Annotated in this window: 19 protein-coding genes; 11 read left to right on the top strand and 8 right to left on the bottom strand. The window is 62.3% G+C overall.

Annotated elements, in window-relative coordinates; translation table 11 throughout:
• Positions 1-3: 3 nt before the first annotated feature.
• The 8 genes from ACZ41T_RS07955 to ACZ41T_RS07920 form a co-directional block, all read right to left on the bottom strand.
• Positions 4-822, bottom strand: a complete 819-nt coding sequence (locus ACZ41T_RS07955; RefSeq protein ID WP_014703510.1) for a TIGR02391 family protein — start codon at positions 820-822, stop codon at positions 4-6.
• A 22-nt stretch (positions 823-844) separates the two neighbouring features.
• Positions 845-1,147, bottom strand: a complete 303-nt coding sequence (locus ACZ41T_RS07950) for a helix-turn-helix domain-containing protein (protein WP_014703509.1) — start codon at positions 1,145-1,147, stop codon at positions 845-847.
• Positions 1,131-1,514 carry a type II toxin-antitoxin system RelE/ParE family toxin gene (locus ACZ41T_RS07945; protein WP_014703508.1) on the bottom strand — a complete coding sequence of 128 codons (384 nt, stop codon included), beginning with the start codon at positions 1,512-1,514 and terminating at the stop codon, positions 1,131-1,133. The genes ACZ41T_RS07950 and ACZ41T_RS07945 overlap by 17 nt, the downstream gene beginning before the upstream one ends.
• Positions 1,515-1,652: 138 nt before the next feature.
• Positions 1,653-2,855: a tyrosine-type recombinase/integrase gene (locus ACZ41T_RS07940; RefSeq protein WP_023110663.1), complete on the bottom strand. Its 1,203-nt coding sequence runs from the start codon at positions 2,853-2,855 to the stop codon at positions 1,653-1,655.
• 225 nt (positions 2,856-3,080) lie between these two features.
• A complete protein-coding gene (locus ACZ41T_RS07935) occupies positions 3,081-3,758 on the bottom strand; it encodes a hypothetical protein (RefSeq protein WP_464923923.1) in 678 nt (225 codons plus the stop codon).
• Between the two features lie 206 nt (positions 3,759-3,964).
• Positions 3,965-4,864, bottom strand: a complete 900-nt coding sequence (locus tag ACZ41T_RS07930) for an energy transducer TonB (RefSeq protein ID WP_464923922.1) — start codon at positions 4,862-4,864, stop codon at positions 3,965-3,967.
• A 29-nt stretch (positions 4,865-4,893) separates the two neighbouring features.
• Positions 4,894-6,759 (bottom strand): ribonuclease catalytic domain-containing protein, encoded by a 1,866-nt coding sequence (locus ACZ41T_RS07925; RefSeq protein WP_464923921.1) that lies wholly within the window; start codon positions 6,757-6,759, stop codon positions 4,894-4,896.
• Positions 6,759-7,316, bottom strand: a complete 558-nt coding sequence (locus tag ACZ41T_RS07920; protein WP_464923920.1) for a YqiA/YcfP family alpha/beta fold hydrolase — start codon at positions 7,314-7,316, stop codon at positions 6,759-6,761. The genes ACZ41T_RS07925 and ACZ41T_RS07920 overlap by 1 nt, the downstream gene beginning before the upstream one ends.
• 555 nt (positions 7,317-7,871) lie before the next feature.
• Between ACZ41T_RS07920 and gspE the strand changes: the two genes are divergently transcribed.
• The 11 genes from gspE (at position 7,872) to gspD (ending at position 18,726) form a co-directional block, all read left to right on the top strand.
• Positions 7,872-9,566 (top strand): type II secretion system ATPase GspE, encoded by a 1,695-nt coding sequence (gene gspE, locus ACZ41T_RS07915; protein WP_464923919.1) that lies wholly within the window; start codon positions 7,872-7,874, stop codon positions 9,564-9,566.
• Positions 9,567-9,568: 2 nt separating this feature from the next.
• Positions 9,569-10,783 (top strand): type II secretion system F family protein, encoded by a 1,215-nt coding sequence (locus ACZ41T_RS07910; RefSeq protein WP_464923918.1) that lies wholly within the window; start codon positions 9,569-9,571, stop codon positions 10,781-10,783.
• A 216-nt stretch (positions 10,784-10,999) separates the two neighbouring features.
• Positions 11,000-11,431, top strand: coding sequence for a type II secretion system major pseudopilin GspG (gene gspG, locus ACZ41T_RS07905; RefSeq protein WP_464923917.1), 432 nt, complete (start codon positions 11,000-11,002; stop codon positions 11,429-11,431).
• On the top strand, positions 11,428-11,877 hold the full coding sequence (locus ACZ41T_RS07900) for a GspH/FimT family protein (RefSeq protein ID WP_464923916.1): 450 nt from the start codon (positions 11,428-11,430) through the stop codon (positions 11,875-11,877). The genes gspG and ACZ41T_RS07900 overlap by 4 nt, the downstream gene beginning before the upstream one ends.
• Positions 11,874-12,272: a type IV pilus modification PilV family protein gene (locus ACZ41T_RS07895; RefSeq protein ID WP_464923915.1), complete on the top strand. Its 399-nt coding sequence runs from the start codon at positions 11,874-11,876 to the stop codon at positions 12,270-12,272. The genes ACZ41T_RS07900 and ACZ41T_RS07895 overlap by 4 nt, the downstream gene beginning before the upstream one ends.
• Positions 12,269-12,889 (top strand): prepilin-type N-terminal cleavage/methylation domain-containing protein, encoded by a 621-nt coding sequence (locus ACZ41T_RS07890; RefSeq protein ID WP_464923914.1) that lies wholly within the window; start codon positions 12,269-12,271, stop codon positions 12,887-12,889. Before ACZ41T_RS07895 ends, ACZ41T_RS07890 begins: the two co-directional genes overlap by 4 nt.
• 2 nt (positions 12,890-12,891) lie before the next feature.
• Positions 12,892-13,803: a type II secretion system minor pseudopilin gene (locus ACZ41T_RS07885; protein ID WP_464923913.1), complete on the top strand. Its 912-nt coding sequence runs from the start codon at positions 12,892-12,894 to the stop codon at positions 13,801-13,803.
• Positions 13,804-13,822: 19 nt separating this feature from the next.
• A complete protein-coding gene (locus tag ACZ41T_RS07880) occupies positions 13,823-15,040 on the top strand; it encodes a PilN domain-containing protein (RefSeq protein WP_464923912.1) in 1,218 nt (405 codons plus the stop codon).
• On the top strand, positions 15,037-15,630 hold the full coding sequence (gene gspM, locus ACZ41T_RS07875; RefSeq protein WP_464923911.1) for a type II secretion system protein GspM: 594 nt from the start codon (positions 15,037-15,039) through the stop codon (positions 15,628-15,630). The genes ACZ41T_RS07880 and gspM overlap by 4 nt, the downstream gene beginning before the upstream one ends.
• Positions 15,627-16,364 carry a hypothetical protein gene (locus ACZ41T_RS07870; RefSeq protein WP_464923910.1) on the top strand — a complete coding sequence of 246 codons (738 nt, stop codon included), beginning with the start codon at positions 15,627-15,629 and terminating at the stop codon, positions 16,362-16,364. Before gspM ends, ACZ41T_RS07870 begins: the two co-directional genes overlap by 4 nt.
• 202 nt (positions 16,365-16,566) lie before the next feature.
• Positions 16,567-18,726 (top strand): type II secretion system secretin GspD, encoded by a 2,160-nt coding sequence (gspD, locus tag ACZ41T_RS07865; RefSeq protein WP_464923909.1) that lies wholly within the window; start codon positions 16,567-16,569, stop codon positions 18,724-18,726.
• Positions 18,727-18,819: the final 93 nt, after the last annotated feature.

The following is an 18,819-nucleotide window of genomic DNA, read 5'->3' as shown; positions in this document are numbered from 1 at the left end:
CACTTACGGCGATACGGCCGCTAATTTCGTGGTGCCATCCAGCTTGCGGTGAATCAGCGATACCAGCGTCAGGATGTCCAGTGCGTCCTGTTCGGACATGGGCCAATTCGTCTTGGGCGCATGGGCCAGCGGATTGCGCACGGCGCCAAATAAGCCGATCAGCAGGTTGGCAAAGCCTTTCTGCTCGCTCTTTTCGGACTCGGTGGTGAGCGGTCCCAAGGCGAGAACGGGTTGCTGGCCTGCGAATGCCTTGTTCACCAAGTCCGCGCCGTCGCCGTTCAGGCCCGACAGCAGGCGAATCCGCTCCGCAACACCTTTCGTTGCCTCGAACACGGCATGGAAGTAGTTTTCCTCCAGCAACTCGGCGCGGCAGTAGTTCAGCACTTCCGCATGGACGACGCGGCTTTCCAGTGCGGCCTTGAGTCGTCCCGCGCGGGCGCGGGCGGCATCAAGCGTCGTGGCCTTATCGGCGTGAGCAACCTTGCCGTCATCGCGCACGTAGAAACCGGAGAAGGCAAGGACGACATTGAGTTCGTCGCGCCGCCAAGCGAACGTCGCGGGATCGCGGGCGTAGTTCACCGGGTTCATCGCGCGGTTGATGAACATGATGAGATGGTTGCCGATCTGGTGGTGGTTCTGCGCACCGGCCAGCGCATTGAACAACCGCTTCCACTTTGTCATGCCGGGCGACGTGTCGGCAACCTCGATTTCCTGCAGCAGCCGCTCGATCTGTGTACCGCTCAGACCGCGTTCGGTATCGGCGAGCACGCGGCAGGCGGCTTCAAGATGCTGTGAGTTGAAAGGGGTAATTCGCGTCGCCAATGCCTGTCTCCCTCGTCAGGCATCAGATGATGGCCTGCAGGCCCTTGTCGGCGATGACGTTGAGCAGTTTGAGCGCTGGCCCCGTGGGATGGGTTTCGCCTTGTTCCCACTTGCGCACGGTCGAGGCCGACGTGTGTAGATGAAGAGCGAACACCGGCTGGCTAAACTTCAAGGCTTCACGCAGCCGCTTGATATCGAAAGCACTGAACTCCCGCACCGGCGGCGGGCAGATTGCGTCGAACTCGCGCATCGTTACCTTGCCGATCGCTCCCGCTTCGTGGAGCGCGGCCAGATCGCCACGCAGGGATTCAATGATCTTGCTCACAATGCACCTCCAATAACACGCCTGACTGCAACGCCTTCGACAATGCTTCGGCGGACAGTTCCAGGAACACCTTGCCGGCGAATTGCAGTGCCTTCTTCTCGTCCTGCGTAATGTTCGCCTTGTCGCTCTTGGGGAACCCATGCAGGAACACATAGCGGCTGCCGATCCGGGCCGACAATAACGTGCGGTAGCCGCCACTCTTGCCACCACCAGGGCGGGCAACCCGTTTCTTGTAAAGGAAGCCGCCCAAGTCCGCGTCAATCAGACCGCTTTCCATCTCCTGAACCGCTTTGCACAAGGCGGCATCGGACAGCTTTTCGCCCGCCTGCCACCGCGCAAAATCCTTTCGTTTGAGGATGCGCGTCATCTTGACCTTCAAACTATACCCGAAACGGGCACACTTTTCCAGTGCTTAGTACGATACGCAGGCGGTGATGGCCACTGAGCCAATTGTCGTAGCGGTGATACGACAATTGGGGCGGCAAGGTGGATTGCTGGCCTCTGATCATGCGGTCACCTCTTTCGGTTCTTGATGCATGCTGACGACCGACTTGCGTCGATTCGCCACCAGTTCGGCGGCTTCCCGCACGGGCTTGTCCTCGGTGTGGACGTAGCGCATGAACATCACCACGGTCTTGTGCGCCGTCAGGGCCATGCCGACCTTGACCGGGATACCCGAATTGGCAATGTCGGTCGCCGAGCGGTGGCGGATGCCGTGCGTCCCCACATGCGTTGCCCCCGCCGCTTTGAGCGCACGGCTCCAGCCGCCGTAATACTCGCCCGTGGTCAGGTGTTGCCCTGGATGGCGCGGCGACGGCAGGACGTAAGGATTGCCTTCCTGCCTCGGCGCCGTCGAAAGCAGCCGGTAGGCTTCCTCGCTGATGGGCTTGGACATACCGCCGGTCTTGCTGTCAGGCCAGACGACGCGGCGGTTTTCCAGATCGATCCATTCCCATTCGAGCGAGACGATTTCGCCACGGCGGCCGGCAAACTCGAATTGCAGGCGGATCGCCAACGGGATGACGTAGTTCTCCAGCCCCTCGGCCTCGATCTTGTCGAGCTGCCGGAAAAGTTTTCCCATGTCCTCGTCGCTGATAAGGTGGGTGGACTTGCCGGCAGGGAACATTGGGACATGGCGGCAGGGATTGGTGCCGTCAGGCCGATAGCCCCACACCTCAGCCAAATTGAACATCTTGCGCAGGATGCTGAACGCCTTGTTCGCCTCGGTCTGCTTGTAGGAAAGCTTTTCCATCAGTCCGGCAATGTCAGGCCGCTTCACGTCGTGGACCTTCTTGCGGCCCAACAACGGGATGATGCAGCGGTCGATGACACCTTGATAGCCGACTCGGGTGCTGGGCTTGTTGCGCTTCTTGGAGTGGTCCTCCATGAACTTCTTGCACAACTCTTCGACGGTGGGCGCTTTGCGTGCTTCCGTCTTGGCTGCGCCGGGATCACCACCCCGGCGTACCTGGGCCAGCCATTCTTGCGCGAGCGAACGGGCCTGTTCGACGGTCAGTTCCCCGTACTGACCCAAGGCGGGCTTGCGGCGCTCGCCAGCGTTCGTCCGGTACTGGAGCATGAACACCTTGCGGCCCGACGGGGTAATCTTGCACAAGAAGCCGGGAACCAACGTATCCCGGAGTTCGACGGCCTGCGCCTGGGGGTGTGCCGCATCGACAGCGGACTTGGTGAGTTTGATTTTTGCCATGATGACTCCTTGGAAAGACCCGGTTCCCAGGAGCCTTCTAGGGGCCAGTAGAGGGAAAGTCAGGTCAAGTTTCGGAAAGCACCGGCATATGATGAACTCGCCTAAGTCATTGATAAACCTGCTGTATCAAGCCTTGGCGTAGTCCAGCGCAGTACCGGGCTGGAGTCATGGTGAAATAAAAAAACCCGCCACAGGGGCGGGTCAATGGCGGCTACGGCCGGCAGCTCAGGTTCGAGAACGCCGGTTCACCGCGAAGCCGACCAGTCCCAATCCGGCCAGCATTGTCATCCAGGTAGCGGCATCCGGCACCGCTTGTGTCACGGCTTGTGTCACGGGTGTCACCGTCAGGGACTGCAGTTTGACAAAGTCGTCTTTATCTCCGATACGGGCAGCGACTGCGAGCCAGTCGTAGGATCCGGTGAAGGTGCTCAGATCGCCCGTCTGGACGGCTGTACCGAATGCGCTGGACGTCATGCCGTCCGGACTGAAAGTTCCGGTGCCCGCCCACAAGCTGAGGTCGGAGTCTTTGCCGGCCTGGTACGTGGTCAGCGACTGCAGACTGACCGCGCTGGAAAAGTCGAACAGGATCAGGTCGTTGGCGCCCTTGTTGTCGAGCGCCTGGCTATTTTTTTTATCCGCACAATTGATCTTTTCATCGCGGTTGCATACACCCAGGCCGGAACCCGAATCGATTTCCAGTTCGGCCGTCTCGAATGCACCGCGCTTACCTGTGCTCGACCAGGCACTTGCCGTAAGCGTCAGGCCATCAACGGTTGTGGTGTAAACGTTACCATACGCATCCGGCACAACTGCACCTGAAACGAAGGAAAACTCGATCGCCTGCGCCTGGGCGGAAAGCAGGGTTAGCCCAAGAATGGCGGCATATCGGATGAAAGCGTTCATGTCTGCTCCTGAATTCCAGGGTTTTTCTAGGTTTGGCCGGATGACCGGGAAGCGGTAACGCCGATTACAGCCTGAAATTGAGCAATAATCGTGCCTGGAACCTATAGAGTAACACCAATTGATTGATTATGTAATGCATTTTATTTGAGAGCGTGCAGCGGGTGGTCTCTCCGGCCCTGGATTTCGCTTGTCTGAAGTGACGAATTTCAGTCAGTGCCGACGAGCTGATCCGAGCGGGTGAAGGTCCAGGTGCGGGTGATCGACAGGATATCGGCTTTTTCCCGTACGTCGTCGGGGAAGCGCGCGTAGGGCGCGGCGAGTTCGACGATGCGGATCGCTGCGGTGTCGAGGATCTTGGAGCCGGACGAGCGATCGATATCGACTTTTTCGATGCGGCCATCGGCGTGTATCGACACGGTCAGCCTGAGGCTGCCGTAAAGGCTCTGGCGGCGCGCGGCTTCGGGGTAGTTGACGTTGCCGACGCGTTCGACCTTGGTGATCCAGTCCTCGACGTAGCGCGCAAACGCGTATTCCTTGACGTTGGCCCCGACAAATGCGCGCTTGGGGCGCTTCTGGTATGCGTCCCACTGCTGCGAGATGCGCGCCTGAAGCTGCGCCATTTCGCGCGCCTGCAGGTTGAGCTGGCTGGCGTCGATGGCGGGCTGGACCGGCGCGGGCGGCGCGGGCGGCGCGGCCTGTGGGCGTTCCTGCAGCTGGCCGTCGGGCTGCAACTGGGTCAACAGGATTTTGGCCTGCTGTTCCAGTTCGGCCACGCGTGCCTCTAGGGCGGCCTCCTCGCTGCCGCTCCGGGTTTCGCTGCTGGCGGGCAGCGGGCTCTTCAGTCGCCGGTCTTCATCGGTATTGCCGCCGCCGGCCAGACTCACCTGCGCCAGTGCGTCTGGATTGAGCGGCGCCTCCGCGGTTTTGGCATTGACCAGCACCACTTCCATCGGCAGGTTGGGGTCCTCGAACAGGCGCGGGTTGACCTGCACGAACTGGGTCGACAGTATCATGCCGTGCACCGCGGCCGACGCCAGCAGGGCCAGCGCCATGCGCGTGCCTTGCCTGGACGGCTCGGCGAGAGGAAGAGGCTGGGCAGACACCATGGGAACCGGGAGTTGGGGCAGGCCTGATTTTACGGAAGGGCGGCGCTGCTGTCAGGCGGCGTCAGCGTTTCCATGAGCTCGGCGTGAAAGCCGATGTCGAGCAGGTCGATGCTGGAAATCGCAAGCCGCACCTTGGCGCCCGGCGCGATACCCAATACCGACGGCGCGCGCGTCACCAGCGGCAGGCTGTCGAAGCGTACCAGGTCTTCGCGGATGACATTGGCGGTGAGCTCATGGATGTCTTCCTGCAGCATCCAGCGCAGCATCCAGTAGCGCTCCAGCCGCCGCTGGAACTCGTTGTAGGCGTCGTACGCCAGCTCGAATTCGCGCACCACCGAAAACAGCTGCTCGCTGCGCGGCGGGTACACCGGGTCGCTGCCCCGCACCAATGAAATCAGCTGGCGCTGGTTGACCAGGTCGACGTAGCGCCGCAAGGGCGAAGTCGACCATGCATATTGATTGACGCCGAGACCGACATGCGGGTCGGGCGCGGTGGTCATGCGCGTCTTGCCGTTGGACTGCGCGCGATAAATACCGGGCACGCGCTTCTCCGCCAGCCAGCCGCCCCAATGTGCGTTGGCGAAGATCATCAGCTCGGACACCACCTTGTCGATCGGGCTGCCGCGCTTGCGCGGCACGATGCGGATGCGCTCGCCGTCGACCTTGAAGTTGTAGTCGACGCGGTCGACCGTATCGGCCTTGCCGCGCCCGGTTTCCAGGGTGGCGGCGAAGTCCCTGAGCCATTCGAGTTCGCGGCGGTATGGGTAATCGGGCACCGCCGGGTTGCGCAGGGTCTCGTCGTTGAACAGCACCTCCAGCGTCTCGTGGCGCAGGTTGTCGGCGATGTGCACCATTTCGAGCCGGGACTCGGTGCCGAGCACGCGCAGGTCGGGTGCCACGTCGACGTACAGCGACAGCGCCGGGCAGTCGTGGGTTTCGCCCAGCGTGTAGTGGTGGATCAGCGCCTCCGGCAACATGGTGATCTTGTTGCCGGGGTAATACACGGTCGACAGCCGCTCACGCGCCACCTTGTCGAGTTCCGAGCCCGGCGCGATGCCGAGCGCGGGCGCGGCGATGTGGATGCCGACGCGCACGCTGCCGTCGTCGCGCCACTCGACCGACAGCGCATCGTCGATCTCGGTGGTCGCCTCGTCGTCCATCGAGAACGCGCGCACCGCGCTTTGCGGCAGTTCGGGCGGGTCGGTGGGCTCGGTGACGTCGGCAAAGCCGGTGCCGCGCGGAAAGTATTCCAGCAGGAAGCTCGCCAGGTGGAAGTCGAACGTCGACGGAATCGCGCCGCAGCGTTCGATCAGCCGCAATGGCGACAGCCCGGTGGCCGCCGCCGCGTCTTCCAGCGCCTTGTATTCGAGCGTGTTCTTGTCCGGCGCGATGAGGATGCGCGGGATCAGCGAGGTGTATTCCCCGGGCAGCCGAAAGGCCGCCAGCTCCGCCGCCAGATGCGCCTGCCGTTCCGCCGCCAGCCGTTTTTTCTCCAGCCCGGCCTTCGCGGCTGCCAGCGTTTCGGCCGGCGCCGGACGGTAGCGACCCTTACCCCTTTTGTGAAAATAAATCGGCGAGCCATGCAGCTTCAAGAGCAGCGCCACCGATTCCGGCGGCGTCGGCGCGTGGCCGTAGTATTCCTGCGCCAGTTCTGCAAAGCCGAACTCGTCGGCGCCTGCCGCCTCCCACAGAAAGTCGGCATCGAGCTCCGCCGCCAGCGTTTCCGCTTCGGTCATCGCATCGGTCGGCGCCGGCGCGGCGAAACGCAGCAGGATATTGGCCGCCTTGATCTTGCTGCGCTTGCCCGAGGCGGTTTCCACCTGCGCCGTGGCATCGGTTTCGGACAGGATGGAACCGGCCTTGAAATGGCCGTCTTCTTCAAAAATAAGGTGCATCAGAAATCCAGAATGGTTTGGTAGTGGCGCTCGAACCCGGCAAAGCCGTGGTCGCCGCCGTCTTCGATGATCTGCGTGGCCCCCGCGTAGTAGGCCACCGCATCGCGGTAATCGAGCACCTCGTCGCCGGTCTGCACCAGCAGCAGATAGCGTTCGGGGCGGGTGATGGCTTCGACATCCAGCGCCGCGAGTTCGTTCAGATGCGCCTCGGTGAGCACCCACGACTCGCCGGTGTGCCAGTTGGCCTGCGGGCCGAGCGCGGCGCGCAGCAGCTTATGGGCATGCACCGCCGGGTTCACCAGCACCGCCTTCCAGCCGTGCTTTTCCGCCAGACAGGTGGCGTAGAAGCCGCCCAGCGAACTGCCGACCAAGGTGACCGATTCGGGGCGTCGTCGTTCCAGTTCGGCCTCAACGAGTGCGACGGCCTCACGCGGGCTGTTGGGCAGCGCCGGACAATAGTAGTCCGCCAGCCGGCCGATGCGGGCCATATGCTCGCCGAGCTGGCGGGCCTTGCCGGACGCGGGGGAGGAATTGAAGCCGTGGAAATAGACAATCATCCCGGAATTTTACCGGGGGAGGGGGGGATTCCAGAAATTTGGCTGTTGCGATCGATTCCATTCGGAGCGGGCTTGCTATCCGGATCGAACAGAATGACAAAAGCCGACCCGCTTTTCGCGTGATTTCAACCCAGATTGTTCATTAGCCGCTTTGTGGCGCGTAGGGTGCGCCGTGCGCACCACCATGGTGCGCACGGCGCACCCTACGAATCACCTCGCCCCCGGTCGCACCGTCATCGTGTGCCTAATGGACAATCTGGGTTCAAGCCTCTTTCGATGATCTGCAAAGGAAACAATAATCGCTTCGATGGTTCAAGTCCGGAACACTTTCTGAAAGCCGCGCCTGCATGGGTATTCTGTAGCCCCCGCAGGCGCCGCCGTGGGAGCGGCTTCAGCCGCGATGCGCTGCGTACAGGCGGCGCAACCGCGGCGGTCATTCCGGCGTGGATTCCGGGGCATAAGGGGCAAGCGGTCAAAGACTCCGCGCTCGGTGCCCGCCGTATTTTTGGGCTGATGAAATACAATAATGTCCTTTAGTTGTTGAGACGACCTGTTTTGTCAAAAAAACTCATCGGAGAAATCCTGGTCGGGCGGGGGGCGCTGGAGCGGACAAACCTGCTGGCCGCGCTCAAGCTGCAGAAAGATGCGGGCGGCTCGGAGCGGCTTGGCGCAATTCTGGCCAGGCAGGGCTGGGTCGCCGAGAAGGTTTTGTACCAGGCGCTGTCGGAGCAGCTTGGCATTCCCCTGGCCACGGCCGAGGACTACCCCGCCCTGCCGGTCTTCGAGGAGCGGGTATCGACCCGGTTCCTCCAGGAAGCCCATGCCCTGCCCGTGCACGAGGATGCCGATCGCCTGGTGCTGGTGATGGCCGACCCGCTCGATCACTATGTTATCCATGCTTTCCGTCTGGTAACCGGGCGGGAGATCACCGTTCTGCTCGGCTTGCCCGGTGAGATCGACGCTGCCTTTGAACGGCTCTATGTCACGGGCCGTAGCAGCATCGGACAGATCGTCGGCGAAGCCGAAGGGCCGGTCGAACTGGAAGAGAGCAGCGACGTTCAGCACCTGAAAGACCTGGCCAGCGAAGCGCCGGTTATCCGCGTGGTCAGCCTGATCATGGAACGCGCCCTCGAAGCACGCGCCTCGGACATCCATGTCGAGCCGTTCGAGAGCCGTCTGATCGTGCGCTTCCGGGTGGATGGCGTGATGCAGGAGGTGGAATCGCCGCCGCGCCGACTGTCTGCGGCGGTGATCTCGCGCATCAAGATCATGGCCAATCTGGACATCGCCGAGCGCCGCCTGCCTCAGGACGGCCGCATCAAACTGAGAGCAAAGAACAAGGAAATCGACCTGCGCGTATCCACCGTGCCGACCATGCACGGCGAAAGCGTGGTCATGCGGGTGCTGGACAAGGGCGGCGTGCCGCTCAATTTCGATACCCTGGGTTTCGATCCGGCGACGCTCAAGCTGTTTCTCGATGCGCTCACCCAGCCGCACGGCATTGTGCTGGTCACCGGCCCCACCGGCAGCGGCAAGACCACCACGCTCTATACCGCCCTTCAGCTGCTGAACAAGCCGGACGTCAAGATACTCACCGTGGAAGACCCGGTGGAATACCAGATGGATGGCATCAACCAGATTCAGGTCAAGCCGCAGATCGGCCTGACCTTTGCCAACGCACTGCGCTCCATCGTGCGCCAGGACCCCGACGTCATCATGATCGGCGAGATCCGCGACCTGGAGACGGCCCAGATCGCGGTGCAGTCGGCGCTCACCGGACACATGGTGATCTCCACGCTTCACACCAACGATGCATCCAGCACGGTCAACCGCCTGCTCGACATGGGGGTAGAGGACTACCTGCTAACGTCCACCGTGAACGGCATCCTGGCCCAGCGCCTGGTGCGTTCGCTTTGCAAGGCCTGCCGCGAACCGTATGAACCCCTGCCCGAAGTCGTGGAGGAGTTCGACCTCAAACGGTTCGCTGGCGATTCGCCTATCGTTTTATACCGGCCCGTAGGCTGCGAAGCCTGTGGCGGCACCGGCTACACCGGTCGACTGGGCATCATGGAAATGCTGCCGATGACCGACGCGATTCGCAGTCTGATCATGCGTCACGCCGTATCCGGGGAGATCCGCCGGCAGGCCATCGATGAGGGCATGCAGACCCTGTATGAGGATGGCCTGCGCAAAGTCATTGCCGGGATCATCACCCTCGACGAAGTGCTGCGCGTGACGCGGGAAGACTGAGAATGCCACTGTTTCAGTACAAGGCGGCAGACGCGCAGGGGAGCATCCTCGAAGGTGAAATGGAGGCGCGCGCGCCGGATTCGGTGGCCGAGCACCTTCAGGCTCAGGGCTTCATGCCGATCCAGATTGAAGAGGCGACGGTGGGCGGCGGTGGGGGCTGGCTGAGCGGATTCGGACGCGCGCGGGTGAGCCAGGACGAAATCGCCATGATGACGCGCGAGATATCCACGCTGCTGCGTGCCGGCCTGCCGCTCGACCGTGCCCTGGAAATCGTGGTCAATCTTTCGGCCAACGACGATGTCGCCGAAATCCTCGGCGAGGTTCGTCAGGACGTGCGCGGCGGCTCATCCCTGTATGCCGCGCTGGAAGCCCAGCAGGGCGTCTTCTCCCGCTTTTATCTCAACATGATCCGCGCGGGCGAGGCGGGCGGCGCACTGGAAGTCGTCATGCTCCGTTTGACCGAATTCATGGAGCGCGCCAAGGATCTCAGGGAAACCGTCAAATCCGCGCTGATCTACCCGGCCATCCTGGTCATGGTGGCGGTGGTTTCGGTCGTCGTGCTGCTGATTTTCGTCGTGCCGCAGTTCACCCAGATGTTCGAGGAATCCGGCAAGGCCTTGCCAGTGCCTACCCAGATCGTCGTCGGCGCAGGCGAGTTCTTCCAGGCCTGGTGGTGGGCGCTGATTGGCGGCAGCGTGGCCTTGTATGCCCTGTTCAAACGCCAGATGGCCGACCCCGACAGCCGCTACCGCTGGGACGAGCGCTTTCTCGCCCTGCCGCTGATCGGCGATCTGGTGGCCAAGGTGGAGATGGCCCGTTTCTCCCGTACCCTGGGAACCTTGCTCGACAATGGCGTGTCTTTATTGTCTGCCTTGTCCATCGTCAGGGAAACCCTGAGCAACAGCGTCATGGCCGAGCGTATCGACGAAGTGGCGACCAAGCTGCGCGAAGGCAAGGGTCTTGGCGCGCCGCTCATGGAAGCCGGGGTTTTTCCAAAACTGGGCGTGCACATGGTCATGGTTGGCGAGGAAACCGGGCAGCTGTCCGAAATGCTCATCCAGGTCGCCGACGTTTTCGACCGGGAAGTGAAGACCGCGGTCAAACGCACCCTCGGCCTGCTCGAACCCGCGTTGATCCTGGGTCTGGGGCTGCTCATCGGCGCCATCATCATGTCCATTCTGGTAGCCATCCTGAGTGTCAACGAACTGGCGGTATGACCGGTGGACAGGTTGTCGCGCCCAAGAAACCCTGTAGGGTGCGCCGTGCGCACCATGAACGTACCCAAAGGGATACCGTCCCTGCGGGGCATAAATCGGTGCGCACGGCGCACCCTACGAAATCGATGGTTGCATGGTGTTTCTTGAGAGGCCGAACGTTCGGGTCGGGCTTCAGCCCCACATGAAGATGAGTTTTTGCAAACAGGAGTGATATATATGTTGTTCAAATCAAAATTAGCGAAGGCGCAGCGTGGCTTCACCCTGCTCGAACTGCTGGTGGTTCTGGTTATCCTCGGCATGCTCGCGGCGCTGGCGGGGCCGCGCGTGATGAAATACGTCTCCAGCGCCAAGACCGACACGGCCCAGCTCCAGATCGAGGAATTCGGGGCGGCGCTCGACATGTACAAGCTTGAGGTCGGGCGCCATCCCAACACCCAGGAGGGCCTGCAGGCCCTGGTCGAGGCGCCGGGGGGGGCGACCAACTGGAACGGTCCTTACCTGAAGAAAAAGACCGTTCCCAAGGACCCCTGGGGCACTGACTATCACTATGCATCCCCGGGTCAGCACGGCGCCTTCGATCTTTCCACCCTCGGCGCCGACGGGCGCGAGGGCGGCGAGGGCGAGGATCGGGACGTCGTGAGTTGGTGACAGCCCGTCAAGCCGGCTTCACCCTGCTGGAACTGCTGGTCGTGCTGGCGCTGCTGGCAATGACCTACGCCCTGATTCCGCCGATGTTCGCCGTCGGCGGTTCGACAGCCGAACTCAAGGCGGGCGCCCGTCAGGTGGCCGCCGGCCTGCGCAAAGCGCGTTCCCAGGCGATCGTCAGCCGGGGCGAGGCGACCCTGACCCTGGATGTCGAGGCGCGCAGTTTCCTGGTGAGCGGAGACGGCAAGTCCCGCAAGCTGCCGCAACAGGCGGAAATCGGGGTCTACACCGCCCAGGGCGAGGTTACCGACGCCAGCACCGCCGCCATCCGTTTCTATCCCGATGGCAGTTCGACCGGAGGCCGGGTGAGCCTGACCATGGGCGAACGCAAATTCCTCGTCGATGTCGACTGGCTCACCGGCCAGGTCGAGATCCTGGATACGCCGTGAAGCGTTCCTGCCGGGGCTTTTCCCTGCTGGAGGTGCTGGTCGCCTTCATCGTCCTCGCCCTGGCGCTGGGCGTGCTCATGCGCATCTTCTCCGGAGGACTCGGCAATATCGGCACGGCGGAGCACTACAGCCGGGCCGTGGCCATCGCCGAATCGCAACTGGCGGCCGTCGGCGTCGAATCGCCCCTGGCCGAGGGCGAGAGCACGGGCGGGGCGGAACCTGGCTATACGTGGCGCACCTCGGTGCAGCGTTACGACGCGAGCGCCCAGCCCCTGGAGGACGCGGGCGCACCGGTCGACCTGTACCAGGTGGAAGTCGCCGTAAACTGGGACCACACCGCTACGACCCCGCGCATCCTCCGGTTTGTCACCCTGCGCGCAGCGCCCCGGCCATGAACCCGATACGTCGGGCACAAGGCTTTACCCTTCTCGAATTGCTCATTGGCATGACCCTGGTCGGTTTCATTCTGGTCTTGCTGTTCGCGGGCCTGAATCTGGGAACCCGGAGCTGGGAGGCGGGCGAACAGCGCATGGTGACCTCCTCGCGGCAGGCGGTCGTCGTCGATTTCATCCGGCGCGCCATCGAGCAAACCTACCCCTTGCGCTGGCGGGTGGGCGAAGAAGAGCAGCTTGCCTTCGCCGGCGAAGCCGAATCCCTGCGCTTCGTCGGAACAGTGGCGATGCACGACGGCGTATCCGGCAACCACCTCATCGCCCTCGACCTGGCCGACGGCGCGACCGGGCGCGACCTGGTGATGCGCTGGCAATTGCCCGACCCAGACGCGCCGGGTTTCGAGCCCATTGAACAAGCCGAACCCAAGGTACTGATAAAAGCCGTCAAGGAGATGGCATTGGCCTACTTCGGAGCCCAGTCGGAAATGGAAGACCCCGCCTGGCACGATCAATGGCTGGATCAAAAAACGCCCCCCGAGCTGATCCGCCTGCAACTGACCATGGAAAACGGCGAAACCTGGCCTGATATCGTCGCCGCACCTCGGGCCAGGACGGAATGAGCATGCGCAACGCATCCTCCCGCTCGGTCCGCCCAAACCGGTTCGAGCGCGGCATCGCGCTGATCCTCGTGCTCTGGGTCGTCGCCCTGCTGGCCGTCATTGCGGGCAGCTTCGTCTATGGCGCGCGCAGCACCGCCCTGGTCGCCGGCAATCTGGTTTCCCTCGCCAAGGCGCGCGCCCTGGCCGATGCCGGCGTCCATCGCGGGCTCTACGAACTGACCAGGCCGGCGACCGATGCGGAGAGATGGAAGGCCGACAGCAGGACGCACGTATTCAGCCTGGATGCTGCCGAGATTCGTCTCGTCATGCGCGACGAATCCGCCAAAATCGACCTCAATGTCGCCAGCGACGCCTTGCTCAAAGGACTGCTGCTGTCAGCGGGCCAGGATGAAGAGCAGGCCAATCGGATTCTGGATGCCATTCTGGATTGGCGGGATCCGGACGACCTCACGCGTCTGCAGGGGGCGGAGCGGGATCGTTACGAGGCAATGGGATTGCCATACATTCCAACCAACGCCCCATTTCAGACCGTCGACGAACTCCAGCGGGTCATCGGCGTCACCCCCGGCCTGTATCGAAAACTGGAGGGTGCGCTCACCGTGTTTTCCAGATTGTCCGGCATTAACAGTACGCTGGCGCCGCGCCAGGTTCTGCTGGCCCTGCCCAACGTGACCGAAGCGGACGTGGATGCCTATCTCGTCCAGCGCGAGGAAATGCTGGCCGCAGAGCAGATGCCACTGCCTTTCCCGGGGGCCGCCGGATTCGAAACCGGTGCTGCAAGCCAAGTGTATAATCTTCGGTCGATTGCGAAAGCATCGGACGGTACGCAGTTCGTCCGGGAGGCGGTAGCAAAGTTGGCACAAGACCCAAAACGACCGTTTATCTTCCTGCTCTGGCAGGAAGGGCGGTTTTAATCCGCTCAGACTTGGATCAATGGCGAGCATGACATCCTCCCGACGCAGGCAGCGAAAGAGTCGCAGTGCAGTCCTGGTGCGCTTTTTGCGCTGGTGGGGCCGTGAACTGGCGGCCCTGGTGCCACCCGCTTTGCGCCCCCAAAACCGTCCCTCGCCCGGCATGCTGTGGGTCGGGATGGAACAAGGCGCGCTCGTCCTCTGGCGCCTGGCCGGGCAGAAGCGGAGCGAGATCGGGCGCGTCAACCTCGCCGCGGGTGATGCGGCCGCGCACAAGATCGCCTTCGATGCCCTGCGCAACAAGGCCGGCGTCCGTTCGGTCGGTATCTGCCTGCCCGCAGCGCAGGTGCTGCGCAAGCAAGTCACCCTGCCTCTCGCCGCTGCCGAAAACCTGACCCAGGTACTCGGCTTCGAACTGGGGCGGCAGACCCCCTATACCGCCGATCAGGCTTATTACGACCAGCGGCTGTTGCGCGAGGATCGCAGCGGCAATCGCCTGCATGTCCTGTTGGGCGTTGCGCCCAGGGCTGTCGTCGACGAAATCCTGTCAACGCTCACAGCCTTGGGCGTCACGCCCCAGGCTGTCGTGGTAAGCGACGAACTTGAAAGTACCGGTAGCTGCCTGAACCTGCTTCCGGTAAGGCTGCGCCCCAAACCGGGCTACGCGAGGTATAAGCTTTACGGGGCCATGGCCGGTGTTACGCTGGTTCTGCTTGCCGTGCTGCTTGCGGCTCCGCTCTGGAAAAAACGCGAGGTCGCGATCGCGCTGCAACCGGTTCTGGCCCAGGCCCAGCGACAAGCCGATGCCGTGGATGCGCTCAAACAGGAACAGGAGCGGCTGCTGGCCGAATACAATTTCCCCACCGAGCACAAGCTGGCCACGCCGGCCAAGGTGGCCTTGCTTGAAGAGGTGACTCGCATCCTTCCCGACAACACCTGGCTGCAGCAACTGGAGATCCACGGCGCGGACGTTTCCATGCAGGGCAATACCGGTTCCTCGGCCAGCCTGATTGGCCTGTTCGAGCGGTCGACCTTGCTGGAAAATGCCAATTTCAAATCGCCGCTGGTCAAGGTGCAATTAGGCAGAGCCCAGGATGGCCAGGCGCAAGCTGGCGAGGAGCGTTTCCAGCTCGCGGTCGGGATCAAGGCCATCGATCCGGCCGGAGCCCTCGCTACACTGCGGGGGTTGCATGAAAACAAACCACCGGCCAAGGCCGGCAAGCCGCCCGCAAAGCCATGAAACTGACGCTCACCCCCGTGCAAAGCCGCGTGCTTGCCATTGTGCTGCTGCTTGCCCTGCTTGCCCTGCTTGCCGTGCTGGTCTACGTGCCCTGGCAGCGCGCCCATCTCCATTACGACACGGCGATCGAAGATCGGCTGGATCGGACCAGCCGTTATCTGCGCATCGCCGGCCAGCGCAAAAACGTCGAGGCGAACATTGCGCTCATCGCAAAACGGAATGCCGACCGCTACTACCTCAAGGCCAGTTCTCCGGCCCTTGCCGCGGCCGAGGTGCAGCAAATGGCGCAAGCCATCATCGAAGCCAATGAACTCAAGGTGGAGAGCACCCAGATCACCACGCACAAGGATGACGGCCCGCGCCGCAAGGTTGCAGTCAATTTCCAGCTGCGCGGGCCATTGCCCGCACTGCAGAAAGCCCTGTACGAGCTGGAAACCGCTTTGCCTTATCTGTACGTGGACAACCTGATCGTCCGCTCAAGCGTGGCGAGAGTGTTCAAGCCCGTTCCGGGCGTCGAGCCCGACGTCCTGGTTCAGTTCGAACTGTACGCCTTCACCCGGATCGCCAAACCGGCGCTGAAGAAGCCATGATGGCCCTTAACAACATCAAGAGTCTGGCGCTGCTGGCCTGGGTGCTCGTCAATGCCTTGCTGGCGCTGGCGATTGGCCGGGAGCTGGGCTGGGGCGAGAACCTGCACCCGCCCATGTCCGTGCCTGTGGTGCATCCGTCCGCGCCGGTCGAGGTCGCGCCTTATCCGGATTTTCGCCTGCCGGCGCGGGAAAAAACCTATGCCGTGACGCTGGAGCGGCCGCTTTTCGTGCCCAGCCGCAGTGCGGCGCCGTCAGCGCCGCCGCCGCCGCCGCCGCCGCCCCCGGCCATGCAAAAGGGTCAGTTTCAATTGCTGGGAACCATCATCATGGACGAGATGAGGATTGCCGTCGTCAAGGAAATCGCCAGCGGCAAGGAACGCCAGATCGTTCAGGGATATACCATCAATGGCCTCCAGCTTGAGACGGTCGAGGCCGATCGCATCGTTTTCACCCAATACGAAGACCGGGAAGAGATACGGCTCAAGATTCAGCGGAGTCCCAAGCCTGTTGCCAAGCCTGTTGCCGCACCTGCCGCCGCACCTGTTGCCGCGCCTCAGGGTGGGCAACCCGCCAGACTCCAGGCCGCCCCGGCGAGCTCAACCCAGCCGGCAGGCACTGCGCAAGACACGGGTGTTTCAGCCGGGCGGATCGAGCGACCCGCAGCCATCATTCCTCCGCCGCAAACGGTGGAAGATCGCAAGCGCGATCCGCTGCTGAAAGATTTTTACAAGTAATGATAAATCCGGATTGTTCATTAGCCGAATTTGCACAAAACAACGTACCGTAGGAGCGGCTTTAGCCGCGATTCGTTTGAAATTCGCGGCTAAAGCCGCGCCTGCGAATCCTGATGGATAATTTGGGATAAAGGCAGTCAGTCGAGTGAAACCGAAGTCCTGGACGCCGCAGCTACAGTAACCAACCCTGGGATAGTCAAGCATGAAAACCAATAACCCGAAGACAGGCCGAGCGAATCGAGTTGCCGTCCCCGTTCTGCTGGCCACCCTCATCGCAGGGTGCGCGGCTACGCCCAAGGTTGAGCAGCCCGAAACGGCAAGCCAGCTCGCCATGAAATCGTCCGAGGCCAATGCGGTCGGCGATATCAAGGCGAAAGCCGACGTCGAAGAACGTTACAAGCTTTTTTATGGCAGCGGCGTGGTGGTCAAGCCACCTGAAGCGCAGCCCTTGATCACGGACGCAGGCGGCAATCTGACCCTGAATTTTGAAGGGGCCGATTTGCGCGAGGTGGTACGCACCATCCTTGGCGACATTCTGAGGGAAAATTACATCGTCGATCCGCGCGTAGGGGGAACCATCACCTTGCGCACCGCCAAACCCATCCCGAAAAGCGCGGTCATGCACACGCTCGAGGAGGTCCTGCGCATGAACGGCGCGGTGATGATCCGCGAGGGCGATGGCATATTCCGCATCGTGCCCTCGGCTGTTGCGGGCAAGGGCAATGCCACGCCGCAACTGGCCGAAGCCGGCAAGCCGCTGCCCGGCGGCTACAGCATCCAGGTTGTCCCGCTCAAGCACATCGGTGTGGCCGACATGGCCAAAATCCTTGAGCCCCTCGCCGGCGAACCTTCCAGCGTGCGCACCGATCCGCTGCGCAACCTGCTCACCCTGTCCGGCACCCAGCTGCAATTGAAGCACATGCTCGAAACCATCGACATGTTCGACGTGGACTGGATTGCCGGCATGTCGGTCGGCCTGTTCACCCTGAAAAGCGTGGACGTGAAAACGGTTACCGACGAACTGGAAAAGCTGTTTGGCGACAAGAATCTCGGCCCGCTCGCCGGCGCCATCCGGGTCGTTCCCATCGAACGGCTCAACGCCCTGCTGGTTGTCACCCCGCAGGCGAAATATCTGGAGCAGGCCCGCACCTGGATCGAGCGCCTCGATCGCCCGGTCTCGGGGGGAGGCGGTCGGCGGCTTTACGTGTATTCGGTGCAGAACGGCAAGGCCGAAAATCTGGCTACCCTGCTCAACGATGCTTTTTCCGGGAAGGGTATGCAAGCCAAGGCAGCATCTTCCCCCGAACTTGCGCCCGGCGCCGTGCCTGCCGAGATCAAATCGGCAAAATCGTCCCAGACCAACGGCAAGGAAGCCCAACCGGCCGCATCAGCGACAAGCCTGGCCGGGTCTGAAGGCAGTGTGGGCTTGCCGCAGGATGTGCGCGTCATCGCCGACAAGGACAACAACGCCCTGTTGATTCTGGCCAGCCCCGCCGACTACGAGAGCATCGAATCCGCCATCCGCAAGCTCGATGTCGCGGTGCGCCAGGTTCTGGTCGAGGTCACCATCGCCGAAATCAGCCTCGTGGATGAACTCCAATACGGGCTGGAGTGGTATTTCAACAATGGTGCACGCATCAGCGGCAAGCTCGACACCGGCCTGGGGGGGATCGCTCCACTCGTGCCCGGTTTTTCCTATTCCTGGGTGAACAAGGCGGCCGATGTCGGTGCCGTCCTCAATGCCCTTGCTACCGACTCCAAGCTCAAGGTCATTTCCTCGCCGCATATCACCGTGGCAGACAACCAGACCGCCAAAATCAAGGTTGGCGACAGCGTGCCCACCATCAGCCAGACCCAGTCTGTCGCCAGCACCACCACGGACACCGGCATCATCAGCAGCGTGCAATACCTTGATACCGGCGTCATGCTCTCGGTGACCCCGCGCGTCAATGCGGGCGGACAGATCACCATGGAAATCAGTCAGGAGGTCAGCAACGCCACCACCACCAGCACCTCCGGGATCGACTCCCCAACCATCCAGGAACGTAGCGCAGAAAGTACCGTCACCGTCAAATCGGGTGAAACCGTCATCCTCGCCGGCCTGATCAAGGAAGAAAAAAACCGGGCCAACGAAGGCTTGCCGTTCCTCGCGAAGATCCCCGTCATCGGCGGCCTGTTCGGCACCCAGAGTTGGAAAGACAACCGCACCGAACTGATTATCCTCATCACCCCGCGCGTGCTCACCGACACGCAAGACGCAGCCGCCATCACCGCGGAATACCGCAGCCGCATCAAAGGCCTCGAGCTCATGCTCAAACCGATAGAGCTGCCGTCAAAACCTGCTGTCGAGAGCGTCAAATAAAGTAGAGTCCGCAGGAGTAAAAATCGCGGCGATGACGCCCCTTGTAGGAGCGGGTTTCCCCGCGATATGCGCCTCAATCGCTCCTACAAGAGC

It is taken from the genome of Thiobacillus thiophilus (genome assembly GCF_055378705.1).
Note: the sequence above shows the minus strand (reverse complement) of the source record. Positions and strands in the feature narration are given on the sequence as shown.

Bases quoted from the DNA above. Each gene is read 5' to 3' on its own strand.
- ACZ41T_RS07930 (WP_464923922.1), bottom strand. From the start codon at position 4,864: ATGGTGTCTGCCCAGCCTCTTCCTCTCGCCGAGCCGTCCAGGCAAGGC.
- ACZ41T_RS07890 (WP_464923914.1), top strand. From the start codon at position 12,269: ATGAACCCGATACGTCGGGCACAAGGCTTTACCCTTCTCGAATTGCTC.
- ACZ41T_RS07925 (WP_464923921.1), bottom strand. From the start codon at position 6,759: ATGCACCTTATTTTTGAAGAAGACGGCCATTTCAAGGCCGGTTCCATC.
- gspM (WP_464923911.1), top strand. From the start codon at position 15,037: ATGAAACTGACGCTCACCCCCGTGCAAAGCCGCGTGCTTGCCATTGTG.
- ACZ41T_RS07940 (WP_023110663.1), bottom strand. From the start codon at position 2,855: ATGGCAAAAATCAAACTCACCAAGTCCGCTGTCGATGCGGCACACCCC.
- ACZ41T_RS07870 (WP_464923910.1), top strand. From the start codon at position 15,627: ATGATGGCCCTTAACAACATCAAGAGTCTGGCGCTGCTGGCCTGGGTG.
- ACZ41T_RS07920 (WP_464923920.1), bottom strand. From the start codon at position 7,316: ATGATTGTCTATTTCCACGGCTTCAATTCCTCCCCCGCGTCCGGCAAG.
- ACZ41T_RS07880 (WP_464923912.1), top strand. From the start codon at position 13,823: ATGGCGAGCATGACATCCTCCCGACGCAGGCAGCGAAAGAGTCGCAGT.
- ACZ41T_RS07945 (WP_014703508.1), bottom strand. From the start codon at position 1,514: ATGACGCGCATCCTCAAACGAAAGGATTTTGCGCGGTGGCAGGCGGGC.
- ACZ41T_RS07885 (WP_464923913.1), top strand. From the start codon at position 12,892: ATGCGCAACGCATCCTCCCGCTCGGTCCGCCCAAACCGGTTCGAGCGC.
- gspD (WP_464923909.1), top strand. From the start codon at position 16,567: ATGAAAACCAATAACCCGAAGACAGGCCGAGCGAATCGAGTTGCCGTC.
- gspG (WP_464923917.1), top strand. From the start codon at position 11,000: ATGTTGTTCAAATCAAAATTAGCGAAGGCGCAGCGTGGCTTCACCCTG.
- ACZ41T_RS07910 (WP_464923918.1), top strand. From the start codon at position 9,569: ATGCCACTGTTTCAGTACAAGGCGGCAGACGCGCAGGGGAGCATCCTC.
- ACZ41T_RS07935 (WP_464923923.1), bottom strand. From the start codon at position 3,758: ATGAACGCTTTCATCCGATATGCCGCCATTCTTGGGCTAACCCTGCTT.